Source organism: Porphyromonadaceae bacterium W3.11 (assembly GCA_030434245.1).
In the GTDB taxonomy this organism is placed as follows: Bacteria; Bacteroidota; Bacteroidia; order Bacteroidales; family Porphyromonadaceae; genus Porphyromonas_A.
On the sequence record JAUISX010000005.1, the window covers coordinates 107,508 to 128,225 of the forward strand.

Sequence of the window (20,718 nt, forward strand, 5' to 3'; positions counted from 1 at the left end):
ATTGATAATACTTTGGCGGTTATAAAGAAAAATTATAAATATGATGAATTTATTCAAAAAGTCAATAATGAACTCGTTAAAGAATTAAAAGAACTGTTTAGTCGGAACGTATCTAAAAAAACGGTAGATGGTTTTAAAAATAAAATAATAAAACAGAATAAAAGATGGTGACGGAATCAGAATTAAGATATTTGTTGTCTGATCATGAATCTTTGCTGGAGTTTATGAGAGGTTGTTCTCCTACCTTTAAGGAAGTGAAAATGAGATTATTTCTGATTCATAGAGATTCTAATAGAAATATGCCTGACCATTATTGTCATTTGAGTCAAGAAAAAAATTTTCAGGGTATTGACTCATTATCAAAATTAATAAGGGTTGGACTCTATCGTTTAGCAAAGGAACACTTGGAATTAAGGGATAATCGAATTTACGTTAAAGGTAATAAGCAAAATGAGTGGCAAGAATTGCTTACATATATCCCACCACTCATACTACAGATGGCATTCCTTCATATTGAAAAACCTTTATGTGATAGAAAACCTGAAACTTTACGGCAATATTACCTTCGCTATATATTACCCAATACTAGATACACAGCACTTCCTCATGCCTACATTAATCAGCTAGAAGATTATTTGAAGCAAGAGGAGGGACTTTATGACCTTCATATTCACTTGAATGGATCATCTGAGACTGATATTATTTGGCAAGACTCGTTGAGTTCACCAAATGAAGTTTATGAAAAATTCAAATTAGCATTTGAGGATTTAGATGTTGAAGCTCAAATAGAGCAGGAGTTCTTTCATGGTAAGTCCACTGAATTGAAAAAATTATTCGTTTTAGCCAAGATTATTCGGCAATATTTTTTTGGGTCCGTGTTTAATATATGTTGTGCGAAACCGGATTGGTTAGAAACTTTATTCAGAGCAAAGTCATTTCAAGATCTTTTAGAAAAGATAAATTCATTTGCTGAAGAAGGTGGGATAGAGCCATCTCTTACTAGTTATACCAATCCATTTGCTTCACTTGTATATCCAAATGATAATGTGAAGGAGAGTCTATTGCATCCAATATCTGTAGAAGGGCTAATGTATATAGTTCTGTTTAATTTCCTTAGTGGAGAGTCTCGAGAAGCTTTAAGTTCTATGCTGTACTACTATATACAGATTTATGGTTTGATTAATCGCCTATTAGTGCAGCAAGTCCATCAGTTTGGATTTGATCAGTTCCAGAAGATAACTAAAAATGATTTGAGAGCATTTAATGAAGATTCTTCGTATCTGAAGCGTTTTTTTCAACTTCATGGGAATGAATTGCGAAATATTTCAGTTCTCGAAGGTCGATTTTCTCCGAAAAAAAACTCTGAAGAGATGCTGGATATTTTAAGTAAAATTGATGATGGATGGAACAAGTTTCTAAAACGTCTGGCATTGGAAGATTATCGTTACGAAAGTACTTTTAAGCAAGTAGGCACTATCGGCAAAAATGATAAGTTATTTAGTACAAATCAATATAGTCTATCAAGAAGACAACCCCAGTTAAATCTTACAGCTCACTTTATCAAGAAGAACGATAAAGATTTAAATACAGATATAAGGCATAAAAGGTTACGTTATGATTTATGGAATAGAGCAAAAACGCTTGCTCTATTTAAGAAAAACTATCCAAATCAGGCCCACAGAATCGTTGGAGTGGATGCCGCAGCTAATGAATTGGAAACTCCACCAGAAGTGTTCTCCCCAATTTTTAGATATCTAAGACGAAATGGGATCAAGCATTTTACGTACCATGCAGGAGAGGATTTTTTTCATATAATTGGTGGACTTCGAGCCATATATGAGGCGGTGGATTTTAATGCCATGGAATGCGGAGACCGTATAGGTCATGCTACGGCTTGTGGTATTTCGCCCGCATTGTGGTTGAAAAATGTAGGAGATGAAATCTGGGTGAGAAAAGGGGATTACTTGGATGATCTATTGTTTGTGTATTTCCTTATTGTTAATGAGAAATGTACGGACTTAGAATCACATCTCTTGGCTTTAAGAAGTAAAATATTAGATTTGGCATTTGAGATATATCATGAAAATTATATGCCTGAAATTCATCTTAAAGCATGGCACTTAAGACGCTTTTGCCCAGGACATTTGCTGTCAGATTACGCATCTGAAGATGTGACAATGTTAGCATGGTACGATGATGTTGAAAGATGTGAAATACATAAGGCTGTTGCCAGTATGAAACATAATGATGCCATAGAACTTGTTAAGAAGTATAACTCATCAGAAGTCAAACAATGCTATAAAGAGATTATCTTAGTTGATACATTAGAGTTTTTTTCATGTGAAGAACTTGAGGTTCTCCAACGCTTAGTCCTTGAATTTTTGCATAGAAAAGAAGTTGTGATAGAAACTTTGCCATCAAGCAACGTTAGGATTAGTCACTATAAAAATATGGATGAATATCATCTATGGAATTGGATTAGATGGCAAAAAGCAGGTCATCCTATCCCTCCAATTGTAATTGGAACGGACGACCCTGGTATTTTTGCAACGAATATATATAGTGAATGTGCTAATATATATTGTAATCTTACTACAAAGTCAAGATTAAGTCATAATGAAGCGATGGAAATTATCAAGCAACTAAACGGCAATGCTAAAATTTATGCATTTAGGTGAGTCTGCATTTGTAAATAGTGTTATTCTTTTTTATTATGATGCTTGAATCCATTCATATAAAGGGGTTAGAAGATTGAGAGGGATATATGAGTGAGATTATTTTATTCTCGAAGAAATAAGTAGGGTGAATCAATCTTTTTGCGAGGATTTGATTATTAAGCTATGACGTAAACCTTTGTTTTACTTTAGTATAGCTACTTTTATGATTATTTTTCATTTTCCTTAAGAGGCTCATCACTAATAATGGTTATATTTGCAAGGTTCCTACCGGGAGGGTCGAGGAGCCAAGAGTGATAAAAAAGTAACTGAAGATATAACCAATCTGTAAAATGGAAGATAAAAGAGTAGATGTACGGGCGCTAACTGAACTAATAGAGCGAGAAAGTGGTTTCTTGGATCTATTGGATAGCGGTATGAATAGTGTAATCGTGGGGCAGAAGCATCTTCGCGAGAGTTTGCTAATCGGTTTATTGGCTGATGGGCATATTCTTTTGGAAGGGGTGCCTGGGCTAGCCAAGACTTTAGCCATCAAGACCTTGTCGGATTTGATGGACGCAAAGTTTAGTCGGATTCAATTTACTCCAGATCTTTTACCTGCTGACGTTATCGGTACGCAGATTTATAGTCAGAAGAATGAGTCTTTTAGTGTCAAGCAGGGACCTATCTTTGCAAATTTGGTTTTAGCTGATGAGATCAATAGAGCACCAGCTAAGGTTCAAAGTGCTTTACTAGAGGCTATGCAGGAGCGTCAAGTGACGATTGCAGAGAATACATTCCAGCTCCCTAATCCATTCTTAGTAATGGCCACTCAAAACCCTATTGATCAGGAGGGTACTTACCAATTACCAGAAGCTCAGAGCGACCGTTTTATGCTAAAAGTGGTGGTCGGTTACCCAACCAAGGCTGAGGAGCAGATGATTGTAGAGTCTCAAATTAGGTCGAATAGAGTGAAGGTATCACCTGTCATTTCGAGCGAGCAGATTCTACGTGCTAGAGATATGGTCCATCAGGTCTATATTGATGAGAAGATTCATAAGTATATTGTCGATATCGTATTTGCTACTCGATTCCCTCAAGATGCGGGATTATCTAATCTTACTGGTATGATTAGCAATGGTGCTTCGCCACGTGCTTCGATAAATCTAGCATTAGCTGCTCGTGCCTATGCTTTCATTAAGCGAAGAGGGTTTGTGATTCCTGAGGATGTCCGTGCAGTGTGTCATGATGTGCTGCGTCATAGGATAGCGCTTAGCTACGAGGCTGAAGCCAATAACCTAGTGGCTGAGGAGATTGTGAGTGAGATCCTAAATAAGGTGGATGTACCGTAACTTAGTGTAGTGCGGGATAGCATTCTTATTAGAATCTAATGACTCACAATGATCAAATGGATACGAAAGAACTACTACAGAAAATTAGGCGAATAGAGATTAAGTCTCGACGACTCTCCCAGAATATATTTTCGGGGGAGTATCGCTCTGCATTTAAGGGTAGGGGGATGTCTTTTAGCGAGGTGCGTGAGTATCAGCTAGGAGATGATGTACGTGATATTGACTGGAACGTTACCGCTCGTTATGCTCGTCCCTTTATAAAAGTGTATGAAGAGGAACGTGAGCTGACGATGATGTTGCTCGTGGATGTCTCTCGTAGTGGATTATTTGGTACTATAGAGAGGAGTAAGCGACAGTTACTGGCTGAGATTGCTGGGACTTTAGCGTTTAGCACTATTACAAATAACGACAAGGTGGGGGTTATTTTTTATTCGGATAGAGTCGAAAAATTCATCCCGCCAGGCAAAGGACGTAAGCATGTCTTGCATATCCTTACAGAGATACTAAGATTGGAGCCCCAAGGTCACGGTACAGATCTATCTCAGGCTCTGGTATATGCTAATAATGTGCAGAAGAAGCAGTGTACACTCTTTGTACTCTCAGACTTCATCGATCAGAGTGATTATGCTAAGACACTTAATATCGTGAGTCGTAAGCATCATATGCTAGCGATGCAGGTCTATGACCCACATGAAGCGGAGTTGCCGAATGTAGGACTTTTGCGAGTCGAAGATGCAGAAAGCGGTGAGATACGTATGATAGATAGCTCTTCCAAGAGAGTGGCTGAGCAGTATCGCAACTATTGGAGTGAGGTGACTAAGTACATGAGGGATGCTTTCACGAAATATGATATCGGGTTCGTTAGCACAGCTACTAATCAGGATTATGTCCCTGCTTTACAACGACTATTTTCTATACGAAGGAGATGAACACTATGGTGAATAATAGATATACGGTCTTAGTGGTACTCTGCTTATTATTTTCACTATCTCTGCCTTTATTGGCTCAGGAGCGAGGTACTGATGAGCGAGTACGAGTAATCTCTGAAATTGAGCAGTCCACGATATTGATTGGAGAGCAAACTAATCTTAAGATCCGTGTGGTTTATCCTAATGATGCCACAGCTGCTTTGGTTTTGCCAAAGGATACACTGATGAATGGTGTCGAGATAGTTCGTACGGATTTGATTGATTCGCTTTCTGTTAATGACAAGCTGAGAGAGCTGGTATATAATGTTACCATTACTTCATTTGACTCAGCAACATATCATCTTTCGAATATCAACGCATTAGTTGGGGGGAAGTTGTATAGTCCGTCAGAGACACCAAGTCTGATGGTTAATACTATGCCTGTGGATCTGGATAATCCAGATAAGTATGCCGACATTAAGGATCAGTGGAAACCCAAGTTTGTATGGCAGGATTATCTCCTGTATTTATATATATTCTTGGGGTTAGTCCTCCTAGCAGTAGGTATTTATTATTTGATCCGTTATCTTAAGAAACGTAAGGATATCTCAGAGATTGATGATGTGGAGGATGTTTATATGGATCCCTATGAAGAAGCATTGCAGGGGATTATCAACTTGAAGTCCAAAGAACTTTGGGAGAAGAATCAGATCAAAGAATATTATACCGAACTTACGGAGATTGTGCGTAAATATCTGTGGCGAGTCTATGGGATAAGCACTGCAGAAAAGACGTCTGATGAGATCTTGGAGCAGTTCAGGACTGTGATAGGACGTGATAGGATGTATCAGGAGTTGACTAAGATTTTGCATACAGCGGATATGGCAAAGTTTGCTAAGTATCAACCTTCATCTGATGATAATATCCGCTTGCTATTCATTACCCAGGAATTTATTGAGGAACATAAACCTCATATCGAAACCGAATCAGAGCAGAAAGGAGGAGCAAACGTATGATGACTTTTGTCTATCCACATTACTTTTGGTTGCTTTTACTTGTCCCCTTCTTTATCTGGTTGTATATCCAGAGACGTAAGCATCCAGCCACCTTCACGCTGAGTTCGTTAGAAGCATTCAGAGGGATGAAGCCTTCATGGAGGGTCGTTCTGCACTGGCTCCCATTTGCTCTATTGCTATTGAGCTATTGCTTGATCGTAGTAGCTCTAGCTCGTCCTCAAAGCTCCTCATCTCATTCTTCGCAAAGTACAGAGGGGATAAACGTAGTTCTAGCGGTGGATGCTTCTGGAAGTATGTTGGCACAGGACCTTAAGCCTAATCGTATGGAAGCTGCAAAGAGTGTCGCGGCAGACTTTGTGACATCACGCACTAACGATAATATAGGTTTAGTCGTCTTTGCTGGAGAAAGCTATACACAATGCCCACTGACGACAGATCACGTCATGTTGATTAATTTGATTCATGGTGTTCAGATGGGTCTCGTTAGTGATGGGACTGCTATTGGTAGTGGTTTGGCGACTTCTATTAATCGCCTAAAAGATATTGAGTCTAGTAGCAAGGTGGTGATACTGCTTACTGATGGTACCAATAACTCAGGTGCGATAGCTCCTCAAACGGCTGCTGAGATTGCCAAGAGCTTTGGGATTAGAGTGTACACTATTGGGGTTGGTACCAAAGGAAAAGCCCCATCGCCAGTACAGACAGTCTTTGGAATTGAGTACGTGATGATGCCCGTAGAGATCGATGAAGCAATGCTACAGTCGATAGCAGATATGACTGGGGGTAAGTATTTCAGAGCAACCGATAATGAAAGTTTACGGAAAATCTATGCTGAGATTGACCAAATGGAGAAGGTAAAGCTAAAGGTGGAGAATTTCACTCAGAAGGCAGAACATTATCCTATATTCTTATGGAGTGCTCTTATACTAGCATTGCTTGGATTGGTTGGTCGAAGTACACTATTCCGTAATGTGCCTTAATAATCGTAGATGAATTAAATAAATATGTTCCGATTTCTTCATCCAGAATTATTATATCTATTGATACCACTACTCTTGTATGGTATCTATCTGTTTTTTCGTATTTCTAAGCAGCGTAAGGAGCTGAAGCGATTTGGAGATACTGAATTGGTCAAAGAGTTGATGCCCGACCTATCTCTGCGGAGAATACTGGGAAAGGATCTTATACTCTTGGGTGCTTTATTATTGCTGGTCGTAGCATTGGCTCGACCTCAGATGGGAGCCAAGACCGAACAAGTGAAAACGGAGGGTATAGAGATGATGGTATGTCTTGATATTTCCAATTCGATGCTCTCTGATGATGTGAAGCCTAGCAGACTGGAGCGAGCCAAAGCTATAGTCTCTAAGGTGATGGAGCGTATGGATAATAATAAGATTGGACTGATCTATTTTGCTGGAGATGCCTTTGTTCAATTGCCGATTACAGCGGATTTGGTAAGTGCCAAGATGTTTTTGTCCAATGCTTCACCGAATATGATTGATGCCCAGGGTACGGTTCTGGAGCAAGCCATTCGTCTAGGTATTCGTAGCTTCTCAACTAACGATAAGGTGAAGCGAGCCATTGTCTTAATCACCGATGCAGAGAATCATGAAGGGGATGTGATGGCGGCCGTTAAGGAAGCCAAAGAAAAAGGTATTATCGTGAATGTGATAGGGGTAGGGTCAGCAGATGGAGGACCTATCCCATTACCCGAAGGAGGATACCTTCTGAACGAAGCCGGAGAAATGGTGGTGACCAAGCTAGATGAGCAGATAGCACAGGAGATAGTTGCTGCCAGTGGTGGAGTTTATATCCGAGCTAATGATGTCTCACAGACAACTAAGTTACTGGCTAAGAGTCTTGATAAGCTTGATAAAGCTGAACTAGAGATGACGGTATATAGTGCTTACAATGAGATGTATTATATCCCCCTGATTTTTGCATTGTTGTTGTTGATATTGGATTTCATTTATTTAGAGCGTAAGAATAGATACTTGAGAAAAGTCAAGTTATTTGAAGATAGAAATAAATCTGCCGAGCAATGAAAAAATATTTACTAATATTATTCCTAGGCTTATGTTTCGTACCTGCTTTTTCTCAAAAAGAGGTAAGGCAACAGGTCAGACAAGGCAATAAGTTGTATAAGGATAAACAGTATCAGAAAGCCGAAATTGATTATCGCAAAGCGTTGGAGATAAATGGTGGTGATATTGAGGCTAATTATAACTTAGCTAATACTCTGTATCGTACTGAGCGTGGTGAAGAAGCTGGTAAGGTCTATCAGTCTATGCTCAAGGAGGTAGAGTTATTACCTGCTGAGCGTGGGGCTGATGTCGCTCATAACGCTGGGAATTTGATGATGGCAGCTAAGGATTATGCTAAAGCCATTGAGCTTTACAAAGAGTCACTGAGACGCAGACCCTCAGATGATGAGACTAGATACAATCTAGCATTGGCTCAGAAGTTACTGGAGCAGCAAGAGAATGGTGGAGGCGGTGGTGATGATGATAATCAAGATCAAAAAGATCAGGATGATCAGAAGGATCAAGATAAGAACCAAGACCAGAATCAACAGCAAGATCAGCAGGAAACAAAAGAGGATAATCAAAAGCAGAATAAGCCAAAGGATCCGCAAAATCAGAGCGAGCAGCAGATGTCAAAGAGTAATGCCGAAAAGATATTAGAGGCGTATATGCAAGACGAGAAAGAAACGCAACGCAAGATTGAGCAGATCAAGCAGCAACAGCAACAACAACAACGCTCTCGTAAGAAGAATTGGTGATCCACGATTTATAATCTAAGATGGCTAAGAGGATATCATGATGATAAATATCAGAAAATACATATTGATAGTGTTATTAACACTTATGGGGAGTGTGCTTTATGCTCAGAATGAGAATATCTCATTTGATGTAAATGTCCCCAATAGGATTATTGCAGGTGAGCCTTTTCAAGTTCAGTTCGTATTGAATAACTCGGGAAAGGATATGCAGATGGATGATCCTAAGGGGTTAGAGGTTCTCTATGGTCCAGCAGTATCTAAGTCATCGAGCATATCGATAGTGAATGGGAAGCGGAGTCAGCATAAGTCCACCATCTATACTTATACACTTTTGGCTAATAGTGAAGGGGATTATATGATTCCTGCTGCATCCGTTAAGGTGGGTAGCTCTACTTACAAGACAGCTGCACGTAAGATTAAGGTCTTTAGTGCCGAAGCTGCAGGAGGTAGCAGTGATCCAAATACCCAGAGGGAGAGTAAGGGAGAGCGTATTAATATAAGTGGTAAGGAGCTATATGTCTCTGCTACACCTAATAAGACAACGGTCTATGAGCAAGAACCAATATTAGTTAACTTCAAGCTCTACTCTAGTCGGCAACCAAATGATATTCCTAAGATCAAGTTACCTGAGTTTGATGGCTTCATCAAGGAGGAGGTAGATTTGGGCGGAATGAGACAGATAGATGTAGAGTCTGTGAATGGTAAGCCTTTCTATACGGTTAATATCTATAGTGTGCTACTTTATCCACAGAAGTCTGGAAAGTTGACCATCCCAGAGGGGACTTTCGATGTCTATATGGTAGTACGGGTAAATCAACCCGTAGAGAGCTTCTTTGGTAGTTTTCAAGACCAGTTTCAGGAGGTTAGCCAGACCGTCAAGTCTCGCCCATTCTCTATTAATGTCAAGCCTCTTCCAGAGCCTAAGCCAGAGGGTTTCGATGGTGCAGTAGGGCAGTTTAAGTTATCTGCTGATGTACCTAGTAGAGTCCTTAAGACTAATGAGAGCTTTAGCATGAAGCTTAATCTTGAGGGCACAGGTAATCTTAAGTTGATACAGATTCCAGAGCCTGAGTTACCAGAGGGCTTCGAGCCATATGACCCTAAAGTTGATGAAGATGTTCGTACTACCGCGTCAGGAAGTTCTGGCACAAAGTCCAAAGAATTTTTTGCTGTCCCTCGATATACTGGAGATTTTGTAATTCCCGAGACCAACTTCGCCTACTTTGATCCTTCTGCTGGTAGCTATAAGACGATTAAGATTCCAGAGGTTAAGTTACACGTGGATAAGGGTAAAGGCGGGGATGCCTCTACTGCTGTTTCCGGTATGTCAGGACGTGAAGATGTGAAGTATCTAGGACAGGATATTCGTTACCTTAAGCCGATGAAAAATCCGACCAAGTATAGAGCTTCAGACTTATCAACTTTCTATCTCGGATTATTCTTATATATACTTACTTTTATTTTAATCTTCATTATTGATGTTCGTAAAGAGAAGAGTAATATAGATACCGCATCGAATAGAAGTAGGAAAGCTGGACAAAAGGCAAGGAAGTATCTCGTCTTAGCGAATAAGAATCGTAGCAAAGGAGAGCCATCTGCCTATTATGAAGCTTTACTAAGGGGGCTGAATAGTTATCTAAGCGATAAGTTTCACATCCCACTTTCTGAACTATCTAAGGATAATATTCAGACTAAGTTGCCTGGTATGGGGGTTCCAAAAGATGTAACCACGGAAGTATTATCCATACTATCTACATTAGAGATGGCACAATATACGCCTATGGGAGAGCAGAGTAAGCGAGATGAGTTGTACGATCGTGCATCTAGCGTAATTGATCGTTTGGAACGAATCAAATTTAAGAAGAAATGACGATGATGAAGAAGATTTATATAAGCCTCTTAATGGCTCTATTCATACATATTGGAGGTCATGCCCAAGAATCAGAATTTTCTAATGCCGCATCTTTAGCCTACGGTGATGCTAATTACGTTGAGGCCATAGATCAATATAAGCAAGCACTAAGTATTGCTTCTGCACCGACAGCTGAATTGTACTACAACTTAGGTTGTGCGTACTATAAGAATGGTGATCTAGCTGATGCTATTTTGTGTTTCGAACGTGCGTATCGTATAGATCCTGCCGATAGTGATATTCATTTTAATCTCGAATTGGCTAGCAACCAAATTGTTGATAAGATGGACCCTGTACGGAAGCTCTTCATCTCAAAGTGGCTGGACAGTGCATCGCATTGGTTTACCCTAATGGGGTGGATGCTGACTTCTATATTTACGTTCGGTTTCTTCACTATTGGTTTATTTCTCTTTTTGAGAAACAAACGTGCTAGGGTGCAAAAGATCGGATTGGTGGCCTCTGTGGTAAGTCTGATATTATTTATCCTTTCTATCACGTTGATGCATCGATTAAATAACTTTATCAATGATGATACAGAAGGGATTCTGATGAGCGAAGTTGTGACCGTTAAGAGTTCACCAGATAGTTCAGCACAAGATATCGTGGTGGTTCATTCAGGTCTGAAGGTTGTGCAGCAACAAGAATTAGGTGGGTTCTCAGAGGTGAAGCTACCTGATGGCACAATTGGTTGGATCCCAAGTAAGAGCTTTGAAATCATTAATAATTTTAGTGAAAGATAATGGTAGAAAGTCTTGTCGGTTGGGAAAAGGATTTTTTTCTTTTTCTCAATTCTCCCCATACCCCATACCTAGATGGAGTGATGTATCTTATCTCAGCTCCACTTCCATGGATTATAGTACTTATTCCCTTTTTTATTCTTTTTTCTTATAAGAAAGATTATCGAGAATTCTTATTGTTATTACTATTTATTGGATTATTAGTCTTCATGGCTGATAGTCTTTCATCTGGTATTATCAAACCCCTCTTTCAGAGATATAGACCTACTCACCATCCTGAAACTCTGGATGCTGTTAAGACTGTTCTCAATTATAGAGGAGGAAATTACGGATTTATCTCAGGTCATTCGACGAATTTCCTTGCTTTCGCAACATTCTCCTCATTGGTGATACGAAATAGGTGGTACACGATACTTATTTTTATCACAACGCTGACTGTTGCATATTCTAGGATTTATCTAGGCGTACACTTCGTTACCGATGTAATTCCAGGGATTCTCTGCGGCATGCTTATAGGCGTATTTTTATATTGGCTGTATCGAGAGGCTCGATCTGCTTTTTTCTCAATGACACTTCAGGAGGCTACAGTACCATATATCAAGGGCCGCGAGCGAATATTTGCTATCTTAATTGGAGCCTTCTATTTCAGTTTGTGGGTATTATCTCCACTCGTAATCCAATTATATCGATAGTATTATGTGGCAAGGAGTAAAGAGTACTTTTTCACTAAAACGGCTACGAAAGAGTTTTCGATATGCGTTTCGAGGGATCTTTCATGGAGTTAAGAGTGAATATAATCTACAGATTCACACTCTAGCCTTATTATTAGTCATTATCTTTGGATTTATCTTCCAAGTGACGAGGATAGAGTGGCTTCTATTACTTCTCTGTATTGCTTTGGTCTTTTCATTGGAGTTGATCAATAGTGCGATCGAAACTCTTGCTGATGAAGTAAGTCAGGAGTATTCTGAATTGATAAAAAGAGCCAAGGATTATTCTGCTGGAGCAGTGCTCTTTGCAGCTATTATAGCGGCTATTATCGGATTAATCATTTTTATTCCCTACTTATTAGCACTGTAACGCATAATTTTTATTTATAGTTTGTCTCCTGAAAGTTACCTCACAAGTAATAAGTGGAGCAAGAACCATTACAATACATAAAAAGCGATACTGTCCCCAAAAAGTGTGTAAGTCCCAAGAATGTTATCTTTGAAAAGTTAAAAACAAAAGATAAACAAGAAGATGAGACTTACACAAATGCAATTTAAGGAAATTCTATCAAACGTGATGACAGAGCCAAATGGAGTTGGTCGTTTAATGGAGTTAATCATCGAAATAGCGATGCAAGGGGAGAGGGAACTGTATAAAGAAGATAGTGGCGATGTGAGCAATGGATACCGCCCCCGTCGCATCTTTGCGAGTGGTAATATGCTAGAATTACGAGTACCCCGAACTCGACAGCAGGGCTTCATGCCCTTGATTTTAGGCGTTCTCAAAGATCAAGAGAAAGAGATGGGAGAACTAGCAGGTTATCTATATAGCTGCGGTAATACGATGGAGGATATCTCTGGAGTATTCGAGCGTTTGTATGGTAAACGTTATAGTACGAGTCAAATCAATCGTCTCTCCTTATCGACCCAAGAAGCAGTAGAAGAGTGGCGTCAAAGACGTCTACCGAGGACTTTAGAGGCACTTGTTATCGATGCTACATATCTTCCTGTACGGAGAGGAGAAAGTGTGAGCAAGGAGGCATTTTTTGTAGTGATGAGTTTAGATAGCGAAGGACGTCGAGACATCGTGGGTGTCTATAATAATCCAACAGAGGGAAGCGGCATCTGGGGCGAGTTTTTTGAGGATCTAAAAAGCCGAGGACTCGAAGAGGTAGGACTAATCATTTCAGACGGGTTGAATAACATTGAAGAGGTTGCACGTGAGCACTTTACAGAAGTGGAAGTCCAGCTCTGCACGGTGCATCTACAGCGAGAAATAACTCGAAAGATACGCCCTCGAGATAAGTCAGCCATCGCAAGTGATCTACAGGAGGTCTTTAGTAAAGACGGCTCAAGAAGCTCACCTTTAGATGGCCTAGAGAGCTTTAAAAACTTTGCGTTCAGATGGCGTAAGAGCTATCCTTTTCTCACAAAAATAGCTAACGGTCAGAGGATAGAGTATTACTTCACATACCTAAAATACGACGTCAGTGTTCGCAAGTACATTCATAGTACTAACTGGATAGAACGCTTCAATAGACAGGTAAAGAAAGGGGCTCGATATAAATGTGCATTACCTAGCGTAGAATCCGCTCTACACTTGATAGGTAGTATTGCAATCAATGCAAACTATCTGAAGAAAAGAATAGGAGATCTAACTCTTGGACTTAGGAAGAACAATGAAAAGTAAATAACAACAATGTGCTTTATTTTCCAACACAAAGATATCAACCTAAAAGAATACGGCAAGGCGGTGTCTCCGCGGTGCTACGACAGCCTTGCCTTAATTCTTTATTGGTCTATCTTTAATGTTTATGGAAAACAAAGCGAAAAAATATGTAGGTTTGCTTTTCAGAGACGCATTCTGCCGTACACACTTTTGGGGACACTACCTAAAAAGCGACCCCGAGCTAAAGCATAATTAGGCTTAAAAGCTCGGGGTCGTCTGTATCAATTTAGAAGGACATGACCTATAGCTGTAGATTGTATGATTTGCCATCCCAAGCAACCTTTAGTGGCGAATCACTGATAGCATAAAGGGTCGGTCCAGAGCCACTCATCGAAGCATAGTCAGCACCTGCATCGTATAGCCTTTTGATCCCATCAGCTAGAATAGGGTGTTGTGCAAAGATAGCTGATTCAAAGTGATTAACGACCTTCCCCTTCCACTCCTTAATTGGTAGAGCCAATAGCTCCCTTAGGTCATCACCCTCATCACTAGGAGTGATGCTTGCATATGCACTAGCTGTATTGATATGGATTTCTGATGTTAATAGTGTCAACCACTTACCTCTTAGGTCTAAAGGGTAGAGCTCAAGTTGCTCTCCGATACCTTCTGCCAATTGAGGCTCGTCCTTGAGGAAAAAAGGACAGTCGGCACCTAGAGAAGTTGCTAGCTGATGCATCCGTTCACTAGAGACCTCCAGGCCAAATAACCTTTTAATCCCAAGCAACATATTCGTTCCGTCAGAAGAGCCGCCCCCCAGTCCTCCACCTGTTGGGATCCTTTTGCGAAGTATGATTTCAAGAGCGGGGAGTGATGGATAATCCTCCTTGAGAGCAAAGTATGCTTTCGTCACAAGGTTGTCTTCAGGCACCCCTTCAAAGTCTAATGTTCCAAAGTCATACTTCATTTCAATATCGGAGGGGATAATCTCCAAGACATCAGTTAAGGGGATGGGGTACATCAGAGTCTGGATATCGTGATACCCATCAGCTCTCTTACGTAGTACTCGTAACCCTATATTTATTTTTGCTTTGGGAAAAGTAATCATGACATATTTTATTCAGCAAATGTACGAAGTAGCTCTATCTCCTCCTTCCACAGGTCAGGATCAGGCGTTTCTAAGATGATTGGGATCTCATCTGTCCGAGGGTCATTTATGAGAAGTTCGAAAAGCGACATTCCCATCACACCCTTACCAATAGAGTCATGACGATCCACCCTTGTAGCCAATTCCTTTTTAGAGTCATTCAGGTGAATCCCTTTCAAATAATTCAGCCCCACGATGTTGTCAAACTCTCTCATGGTTCCGTAATAGCCCTCTTCGGTACGGATTTCATAGCCCGCTGCCAGTGTATGAGCCGTGTCAATACAGACCCCGATCCTACTCTTATCCTCCACTTGATCAATAATCTCAGCTAGGTGCTCAAAGCGATGTCCCATATTGGTGCCCTGTCCTGCAGTATTCTCAAGTACCGCGACAACCCCTTTAGTCTCTTGTAAGGTCATATTGATACTCTCGGCAATACGTGATAAGCAATCTGATTCAGAAATCTTTTTTAGATGGCTTCCAGGGTGGAAGTTAAGCATCTTTAGCCCTAGTACTTCGCAACGCTGCATCTCATCAAGGAAAGCATTTCTACTCTTTTTTAAGCCGTCCTCGTCAGGAGATCCCAAGTTGGTCAGATAGCTATTGTGTGGGAGTACATACTTAGGATCAAATCCATATTTTTCCATATTCTTATGAAAGCTCTCAATCTGCTCATCCGTCAGCGGCTTAGGATTCCATTGCCTCTGGTTCCTAGTAAAAAGGGCAAAAGCATTTGCCCCTATATCGTGAGCATTAATGGGTGCATTTTCTACACCTCCAGCTGCGGAGACATGTGCTCCTATATATTTAGTTCTCATATTCATTTCTATTTGTATCTAATTTTAATTCTCTCTCGTTCTTTTTTTTCATCCGGCTGAAAATATAGTAGATGATTACAATGGAACATAATGTGGACGATACGATTATTATATAGTCCTCAGTCGTGACTGGACTTAGATAAATATCTTCTGCACCATACATCTGCGTAAGAATAAACGTGAATAGATTATTCAGGAAGTGAAGAAATATAGCCATCCATATACCCCCATATATAGCAGTGTATCCAAGTATCGCACCTAAAAAGAAGCGAGCTAAAAAACCACTCCACTGCATATGTATCATACTAAATATAAATGCTGTTATCCATACCGCGATGTGAACATTCTTAGCGTGTGATAGTATCCACCCTTGGATGGCACCACGAAATAGGTATTCTTCAGCAATAGGAGCTATGACCGCTATAGAGATCAAGCTAAGGATGATGCCAAGAGGTCGTTTTTCGAGTAAGAAAAGATCATAAGTCTCGTCCAGCATAGCGTCAATCCTATTTATGGCCTCTTCTAGAAACTTGGGGATAGGAAGTTGTTCCATAAGATATGAAGATGTAGAGACCAATGGGATGACTGCCAATATTAAGACTATGGCATAGAATATAGACTGGCGATTAAGATCGGTTATCTTTGCTTCATATAGATATGTAAAGTGCTTAGACCTAAAATACTTTTCGGTCAGCCATGCTGGTATTAGCATCGTTAAGATAGCATTGATGATTTGGGTGACGAATATTAGGTATGCTTCATCAGCTATCGCCAAGTTGAGCAAAGGCGTGATAAGTACAGAGGATATGATGCCCAGAATCATTGCGAATCCAAGGATTGCAAATAAATATCCTATGCTAGGCTTTGCAGCTTGATTGTAAGACTTATATTGCGGCATTAGTTATAATAAGTTTTATATGTGATAAAGTCTAAAAGCAAAGATACTATATTACGATAAGCCCACACAATCTCAGAGAGTTCTTTCATATCTAGAAACAATATAGTGAGAGAGTATAGAGCCGCTATAAGGAGAGCCATTTACGATATCATAAGTGTCGGGAATAGTTCTTCGCGAACCATACCCGACACTTACGATGATATCACTACCTGTTTCAGAAGCTTCATCAGGAGAATACTTACTTATCATCTCTAATATGAATTACTCTTTTGCCTCCTTTTGGTGAGTCTTCTTCTTATCCATAGACTCACAAGGTCAGCGAGTACTGCTCCTATGGTAATGAATACAGCAGTCCTCAAATCATAGAACCCAAAGAATGTAGGGATCATAATAATCAAGAATAGCAGTATCGAAGCTATTACATACCCTACTATAAACTTATGATTAGTATTCATCGCCGTTTATGATTCTCATTTCTTTAGTAATACCTCGTTAATAGCTTGTACCAACGCATCTTTGGGTAGGGCTCCCTGTGCCATCTGAGGAGCTCCTTCCATCGGAACAAAAAGGAGTGTAGGGATACTACGAATGCCAAAGATACTTGCCAGCTCTAGCTCTACTTCAGTATTGACTTTATATATGTGTATCTGATCAGCATACTCTTCAGATAGCTCATCCAGGACAGGAGATAATGCTTTACATGGACCACACCACCCAGCATAAAAGTCTATGATGGCAGGCTTATCGCCCAGATATTCCCAGTTTTCCGGGTTTTTCTCATAGTTCATGACTTTTTCTAAAAAGTCCGCTTTCGTTAGTTCAATCGTCTTAGACATAACTTCTTCTTTTATTATTCATTGTCACTACGTCCGTGTAATGATTTCTAAATTTATTATTTATACGCGTTTAGTCCACCGTAGGTAAGTATCACATGGGTATCCATATCGGGCTATCCTCTAAGCTTTGCCACAGACCTAACACTATCACTTCACGAACTGTTCGTAATCACATTCGTATGATATTTATACAACTATATGAGTCCTATTATTGTTCGTCACACTTAAGTGTAAAATAGTTTTTGAGTGATTGTATCATCTGTTGTAACGTATTGTAATTCTATAGAGTGTATCATCATGATATTTACTAAGGAGGTGTTTTGATTATGTAGATGTATAGAGGATTTGACCCCTCTTAGTGATTCCTAACAAAATGTTTTGGTTTATGCTATTTGTGGGACATATGGAGGCCATTTTTGCTAGACATAGGAGAAAGAATTGTTTCATATAGGAAAAAGAAATTTTCTCTATGAGAAGAAGAAATCCTTTATATAGGAAGAAATCAGCTAATAACTGAGCCGATTTTTTAATCTCTCCCTTTCATTTTGTAGTCCGTATAACTATGCTGTCTCATTAATTTCAGACAATTTATGGCTCTTAGTTGTATCGAGTGGGGGATTGTCATATTGCTATACATTTGCTGAAATTATAGTTCTAGACCGACATCCGAACGATTTCAAGTAATTATCTTCAGAACTATTTCCTTATTTGTGGTTAAGATCGTATGGATTAGGAGTGAAAAAGGAGTGAATTTTTTCTTTTGAATATTTGCATACTTCGTAAAATGGTTGTATCTTTGCGGAGCAGTAGTCAAAAAAGACTGTCATTGCAGTAAATAATTCTTCCTTAGCTCAGTTGGTTAGAGCATCTGACTGTTAATCAGAGGGTCCTTGGTTCAAGTCCAAGAGGAAGAGCTGAAGATACTTTAGAAAGTTAATACACACAAATTCTTCCTTAGCTCAGTTGGTTAGAGCATCTGACTGTTAATCAGAGGGTCCTTGGTTCAAGTCCAAGAGGAAGAGCGAGCGGGAGACATCCAAGTGGGTGTCTCCTTTTTTTTACTATTGATTTTTTGTCACAGTTGGGGTAAAAGTTGTCATAGGATGGCAGTTTTGTCAGCAGTAAGAGGGAGCTGAGTCTTTGGCACGCTTATTTCATATCTCTTCATAAAGAGTTATGACATTTAATTTATAACATATTAAAATTGATTAGAAATGACAATCAAACCATTAGCAGACAGAGTATTGATATTACCTGTTGCAGCAGAAGAGAAGACAGCTAGCGGGATCATTATCCCAGATACAGCTAAAGAGAAACCACTTCAAGGTACAGTAAAGGCTGTTGGAGAAGGCACTAAAGATGAGAAGATGCTTCTAAAGGAAGGCAATACTGTATTGTACGGTAAGTATGCTGGGACAGAACTCGAATTCGATGGAGTGAAGTACATTATGATGCGTCAGAGTGATGTCTTGGCGGTCATCGAAAAGTAATCCGAACTATAAAAAGATATTATAAGATATATGGCAAAGCAAATTAAATTTGAGAGTGAAGCAAGAGAGCTTCTGAAAAGTGGTGTGGACCAATTGGCGAATGCCGTTAAGGTGACACTAGGCCCAAAGGGTAGAAATGTAATCCTTGATAAGAAGTTTGGTGCTCCTCAGATCACTAAGGATGGAGTATCAGTAGCACGTGAAATTGAGCTGGAGGATCCATTTGAGAATATGGGTGCTCAGTTAGTTAAGGAGGTTGCTACTAAGACTAATGATGATGCTGGAGATGGGACTACTACTGCTACAGTATTGGCTCAGAGCATTATCAATGTTGGTCTAAAGAACTTAGCTGCTGGTGCTAGCCCTATGGAGCTTAAGCGTGGTATTGACAAGGCGGTAGCTGTTATCGTTGACTCTATCAAAAAGCAGAGCGTAGAAGTGGGTGATGATATTTCTCGTATCGAGCACGTCGCTAAGATCTCTGCTAATGGTGATGAGACCATCGGTAAGCTTATCGCTGAAGCTATGGAGAAAGTCAAGAAAGAAGGCGTCATCACCGTGGAAGAAGCGAAGGGTATGGAGACTACAGTAGAGGTAGTCGAAGGTATGCAATTCGATAAGGGTTACATCTCTCCTTACTTTGTGACTGATACAGAGAAGATGCTTGTGGACTTCGAGAATCCATACATTTTGATTTATGATAAGAAGATCAGCACTCTTAAGGAGATCCTACCAATCCTTGAGCCTGTAGCTCAGTCTGGTAGAGGTTTGTTAATCATTGCTGAGGATATCGAGAGTGAAGCTCTTACTACTCTAGTGGTTAACCGTCTTCGTGGTGCACTTAAGATCGCAGCTGTTAAGGCTCCTGGCTTTGGTGACCGTCGTAAGGCTATGCTAGAGGATATTGCTATCCTAACTGGTGGTACTGTCATCTCTGAGGAAACTGGTCTTTCACTAGAGAGTGCTACTATGGAGATGCTTGGCTCGGCTGAGAAGGTAACTATCAATAAAGATAGTACTACTATCGTGAACGGTGCTGGTGATGCTGAGGCTATTGCTGGACGTGTTCAGGTTATTAAGAGTCAGATCGAGGCTTCAACTTCTGATTATGATAAGGAAAAGCTTCAAGAGCGTCTTGCTAAGTTGTCAGGTGGTGTGGCTGTCCTTTATGTAGGTGCACCAAGTGAAGTTGAGATGAAGGAGAAGAAAGATAGAGTAGAGGATGCACTTAGTGCTACTCGTGCTGCTATTGAAGAAGGTACAGTACCAGGTGGTGGTGTAGCTTATATCCGTGCATCTAAGGCTTTGGATGAGCTAGTAGGAGATACTGATGATGAGACTACTGGTATCCAAATCATCCGCAGAGCAATTGAGGAGCCTCTTCGTCAGATCCTTGCTAATGCTGGTAAGGAAGGTGCAGTCGTCATCCAGAAACTTCGTGAGAACGAGGGCGACTATGGTTACAACGCACGTACAGATAAGTATGAGCACTTGACTGAGTCTGGTGTCATCGATCCAGCTAAGGTGGCAAGAGTAGCTCTAGAGAATGCCGCATCAATTGCAGGAATGTTCTTGACTACAGAATGCGTGATTACTGACATTCCAGAGGAGAATCCTCCTATGATGCCACAACCAGGTGGTATGGGTGGTATGATGTAATCTCTGACCACTAAATATAATTCAAAAAGATTGAGGAGTGCTAATACGATCCAAGCACACCTCAATCTTTTTTTTTAATACTACAAATGGAAGTGGTATCTTTGTACATCTTTAGTATTACATAATAGACTAC

The 20,718-nt window shown here is 40.1% G+C and carries 19 protein-coding genes and 2 tRNA genes; 16 read left to right on the forward strand and 5 right to left on the reverse strand.

The window, feature by feature from the left end:
• Positions 1-164: 164 nt before the first annotated feature.
• The 12 genes from QYZ87_08855 (at position 165) to QYZ87_08910 (ending at position 13,761) form a co-directional block, all read left to right on the forward strand.
• Positions 165-2,678, forward strand: a complete 2,514-nt coding sequence (locus QYZ87_08855; GenBank protein ID MDN4754625.1) for a hypothetical protein — start codon at positions 165-167, stop codon at positions 2,676-2,678.
• Positions 2,679-3,007: 329 nt separating this feature from the next.
• On the forward strand, positions 3,008-4,006 hold the full coding sequence (locus tag QYZ87_08860; GenBank protein ID MDN4754626.1) for a MoxR family ATPase: 999 nt from the start codon (positions 3,008-3,010) through the stop codon (positions 4,004-4,006).
• Between the two features lie 56 nt (positions 4,007-4,062).
• On the forward strand, positions 4,063-4,935 hold the full coding sequence (locus QYZ87_08865) for a DUF58 domain-containing protein (GenBank protein MDN4754627.1): 873 nt from the start codon (positions 4,063-4,065) through the stop codon (positions 4,933-4,935).
• Positions 4,936-4,940: 5 nt separating this feature from the next.
• On the forward strand, positions 4,941-5,930 hold the full coding sequence (locus QYZ87_08870) for a hypothetical protein (protein MDN4754628.1): 990 nt from the start codon (positions 4,941-4,943) through the stop codon (positions 5,928-5,930).
• A complete protein-coding gene (locus QYZ87_08875; protein ID MDN4754629.1) occupies positions 5,930-6,910 on the forward strand; it encodes a VWA domain-containing protein in 981 nt (326 codons plus the stop codon). The genes QYZ87_08870 and QYZ87_08875 overlap by 1 nt, the downstream gene beginning before the upstream one ends.
• Before the next feature lie 24 nt (positions 6,911-6,934).
• Positions 6,935-7,975 (forward strand): VWA domain-containing protein, encoded by a 1,041-nt coding sequence (locus QYZ87_08880; protein MDN4754630.1) that lies wholly within the window; start codon positions 6,935-6,937, stop codon positions 7,973-7,975.
• The gene (locus QYZ87_08885) at positions 7,972-8,712 is read left to right on the forward strand and encodes a hypothetical protein (protein MDN4754631.1); all 741 of its coding nucleotides are present in this window, start codon (positions 7,972-7,974) and stop codon (positions 8,710-8,712) included. Before QYZ87_08880 ends, QYZ87_08885 begins: the two co-directional genes overlap by 4 nt.
• Before the next feature lie 37 nt (positions 8,713-8,749).
• Entirely contained in the window at positions 8,750-10,582 is a 1,833-nt protein-coding gene (locus QYZ87_08890) for a BatD family protein (GenBank protein MDN4754632.1), read from the forward strand.
• A gap of 2 nt (positions 10,583-10,584) precedes the next feature.
• Positions 10,585-11,364 carry a tetratricopeptide repeat protein gene (locus QYZ87_08895; protein MDN4754633.1) on the forward strand — a complete coding sequence of 260 codons (780 nt, stop codon included), beginning with the start codon at positions 10,585-10,587 and terminating at the stop codon, positions 11,362-11,364.
• Positions 11,364-12,053 (forward strand): phosphatase PAP2 family protein, encoded by a 690-nt coding sequence (locus tag QYZ87_08900; GenBank protein MDN4754634.1) that lies wholly within the window; start codon positions 11,364-11,366, stop codon positions 12,051-12,053. Before QYZ87_08895 ends, QYZ87_08900 begins: the two co-directional genes overlap by 1 nt.
• 4 nt (positions 12,054-12,057) lie before the next feature.
• The gene (locus QYZ87_08905) at positions 12,058-12,441 is read left to right on the forward strand and encodes a diacylglycerol kinase family protein (GenBank protein ID MDN4754635.1); all 384 of its coding nucleotides are present in this window, start codon (positions 12,058-12,060) and stop codon (positions 12,439-12,441) included.
• A 177-nt stretch (positions 12,442-12,618) separates the two neighbouring features.
• On the forward strand, positions 12,619-13,761 hold the full coding sequence (locus QYZ87_08910; GenBank protein MDN4754636.1) for an IS256 family transposase: 1,143 nt from the start codon (positions 12,619-12,621) through the stop codon (positions 13,759-13,761).
• Positions 13,762-14,041: 280 nt separating this feature from the next.
• Here the strand turns inward: QYZ87_08910 and ispE are convergent, their stop codons facing one another.
• The 5 genes from ispE to trxA all read right to left on the reverse strand — a co-directional run bounded on the left by ispE (position 14,042) and on the right by trxA (position 17,454).
• Positions 14,042-14,845, reverse strand: coding sequence for a 4-(cytidine 5'-diphospho)-2-C-methyl-D-erythritol kinase (gene ispE / locus QYZ87_08915; GenBank protein MDN4754637.1), 804 nt, complete (start codon positions 14,843-14,845; stop codon positions 14,042-14,044).
• An 8-nt stretch (positions 14,846-14,853) separates the two neighbouring features.
• Positions 14,854-15,702 carry a deoxyribonuclease IV gene (gene nfo / locus QYZ87_08920; protein ID MDN4754638.1) on the reverse strand — a complete coding sequence of 283 codons (849 nt, stop codon included), beginning with the start codon at positions 15,700-15,702 and terminating at the stop codon, positions 14,854-14,856.
• Positions 15,692-16,600: a type II CAAX endopeptidase family protein gene (locus QYZ87_08925; GenBank protein MDN4754639.1), complete on the reverse strand. Its 909-nt coding sequence runs from the start codon at positions 16,598-16,600 to the stop codon at positions 15,692-15,694. The genes nfo and QYZ87_08925 overlap by 11 nt, the downstream gene beginning before the upstream one ends.
• 72 nt (positions 16,601-16,672) lie before the next feature.
• Positions 16,673-16,849 (reverse strand): hypothetical protein, encoded by a 177-nt coding sequence (locus QYZ87_08930; GenBank protein ID MDN4754640.1) that lies wholly within the window; start codon positions 16,847-16,849, stop codon positions 16,673-16,675.
• 221 nt (positions 16,850-17,070) lie between these two features.
• Positions 17,071-17,454, reverse strand: a complete 384-nt coding sequence (trxA, locus tag QYZ87_08935) for a thioredoxin (protein ID MDN4754641.1) — start codon at positions 17,452-17,454, stop codon at positions 17,071-17,073.
• 822 nt (positions 17,455-18,276) lie between these two features.
• On the opposite strand from trxA, the gene QYZ87_08940 reads away from it, so the two are divergent.
• The 4 genes from QYZ87_08940 (at position 18,277) to groL (ending at position 20,585) form a co-directional block, all read left to right on the forward strand.
• A tRNA-Asn gene (locus QYZ87_08940) sits at positions 18,277-18,350 on the forward strand.
• Positions 18,351-18,384: 34 nt separating this feature from the next.
• Positions 18,385-18,458 (forward strand) — tRNA-Asn (locus tag QYZ87_08945).
• A 192-nt stretch (positions 18,459-18,650) separates the two neighbouring features.
• On the forward strand, positions 18,651-18,926 hold the full coding sequence (locus QYZ87_08950; protein ID MDN4754642.1) for a co-chaperone GroES: 276 nt from the start codon (positions 18,651-18,653) through the stop codon (positions 18,924-18,926).
• A 30-nt stretch (positions 18,927-18,956) separates the two neighbouring features.
• Positions 18,957-20,585 (forward strand): chaperonin GroEL, encoded by a 1,629-nt coding sequence (gene groL, locus QYZ87_08955; GenBank protein ID MDN4754643.1) that lies wholly within the window; start codon positions 18,957-18,959, stop codon positions 20,583-20,585.
• The last annotated feature ends 133 nt before the right edge of the window (positions 20,586-20,718 follow it).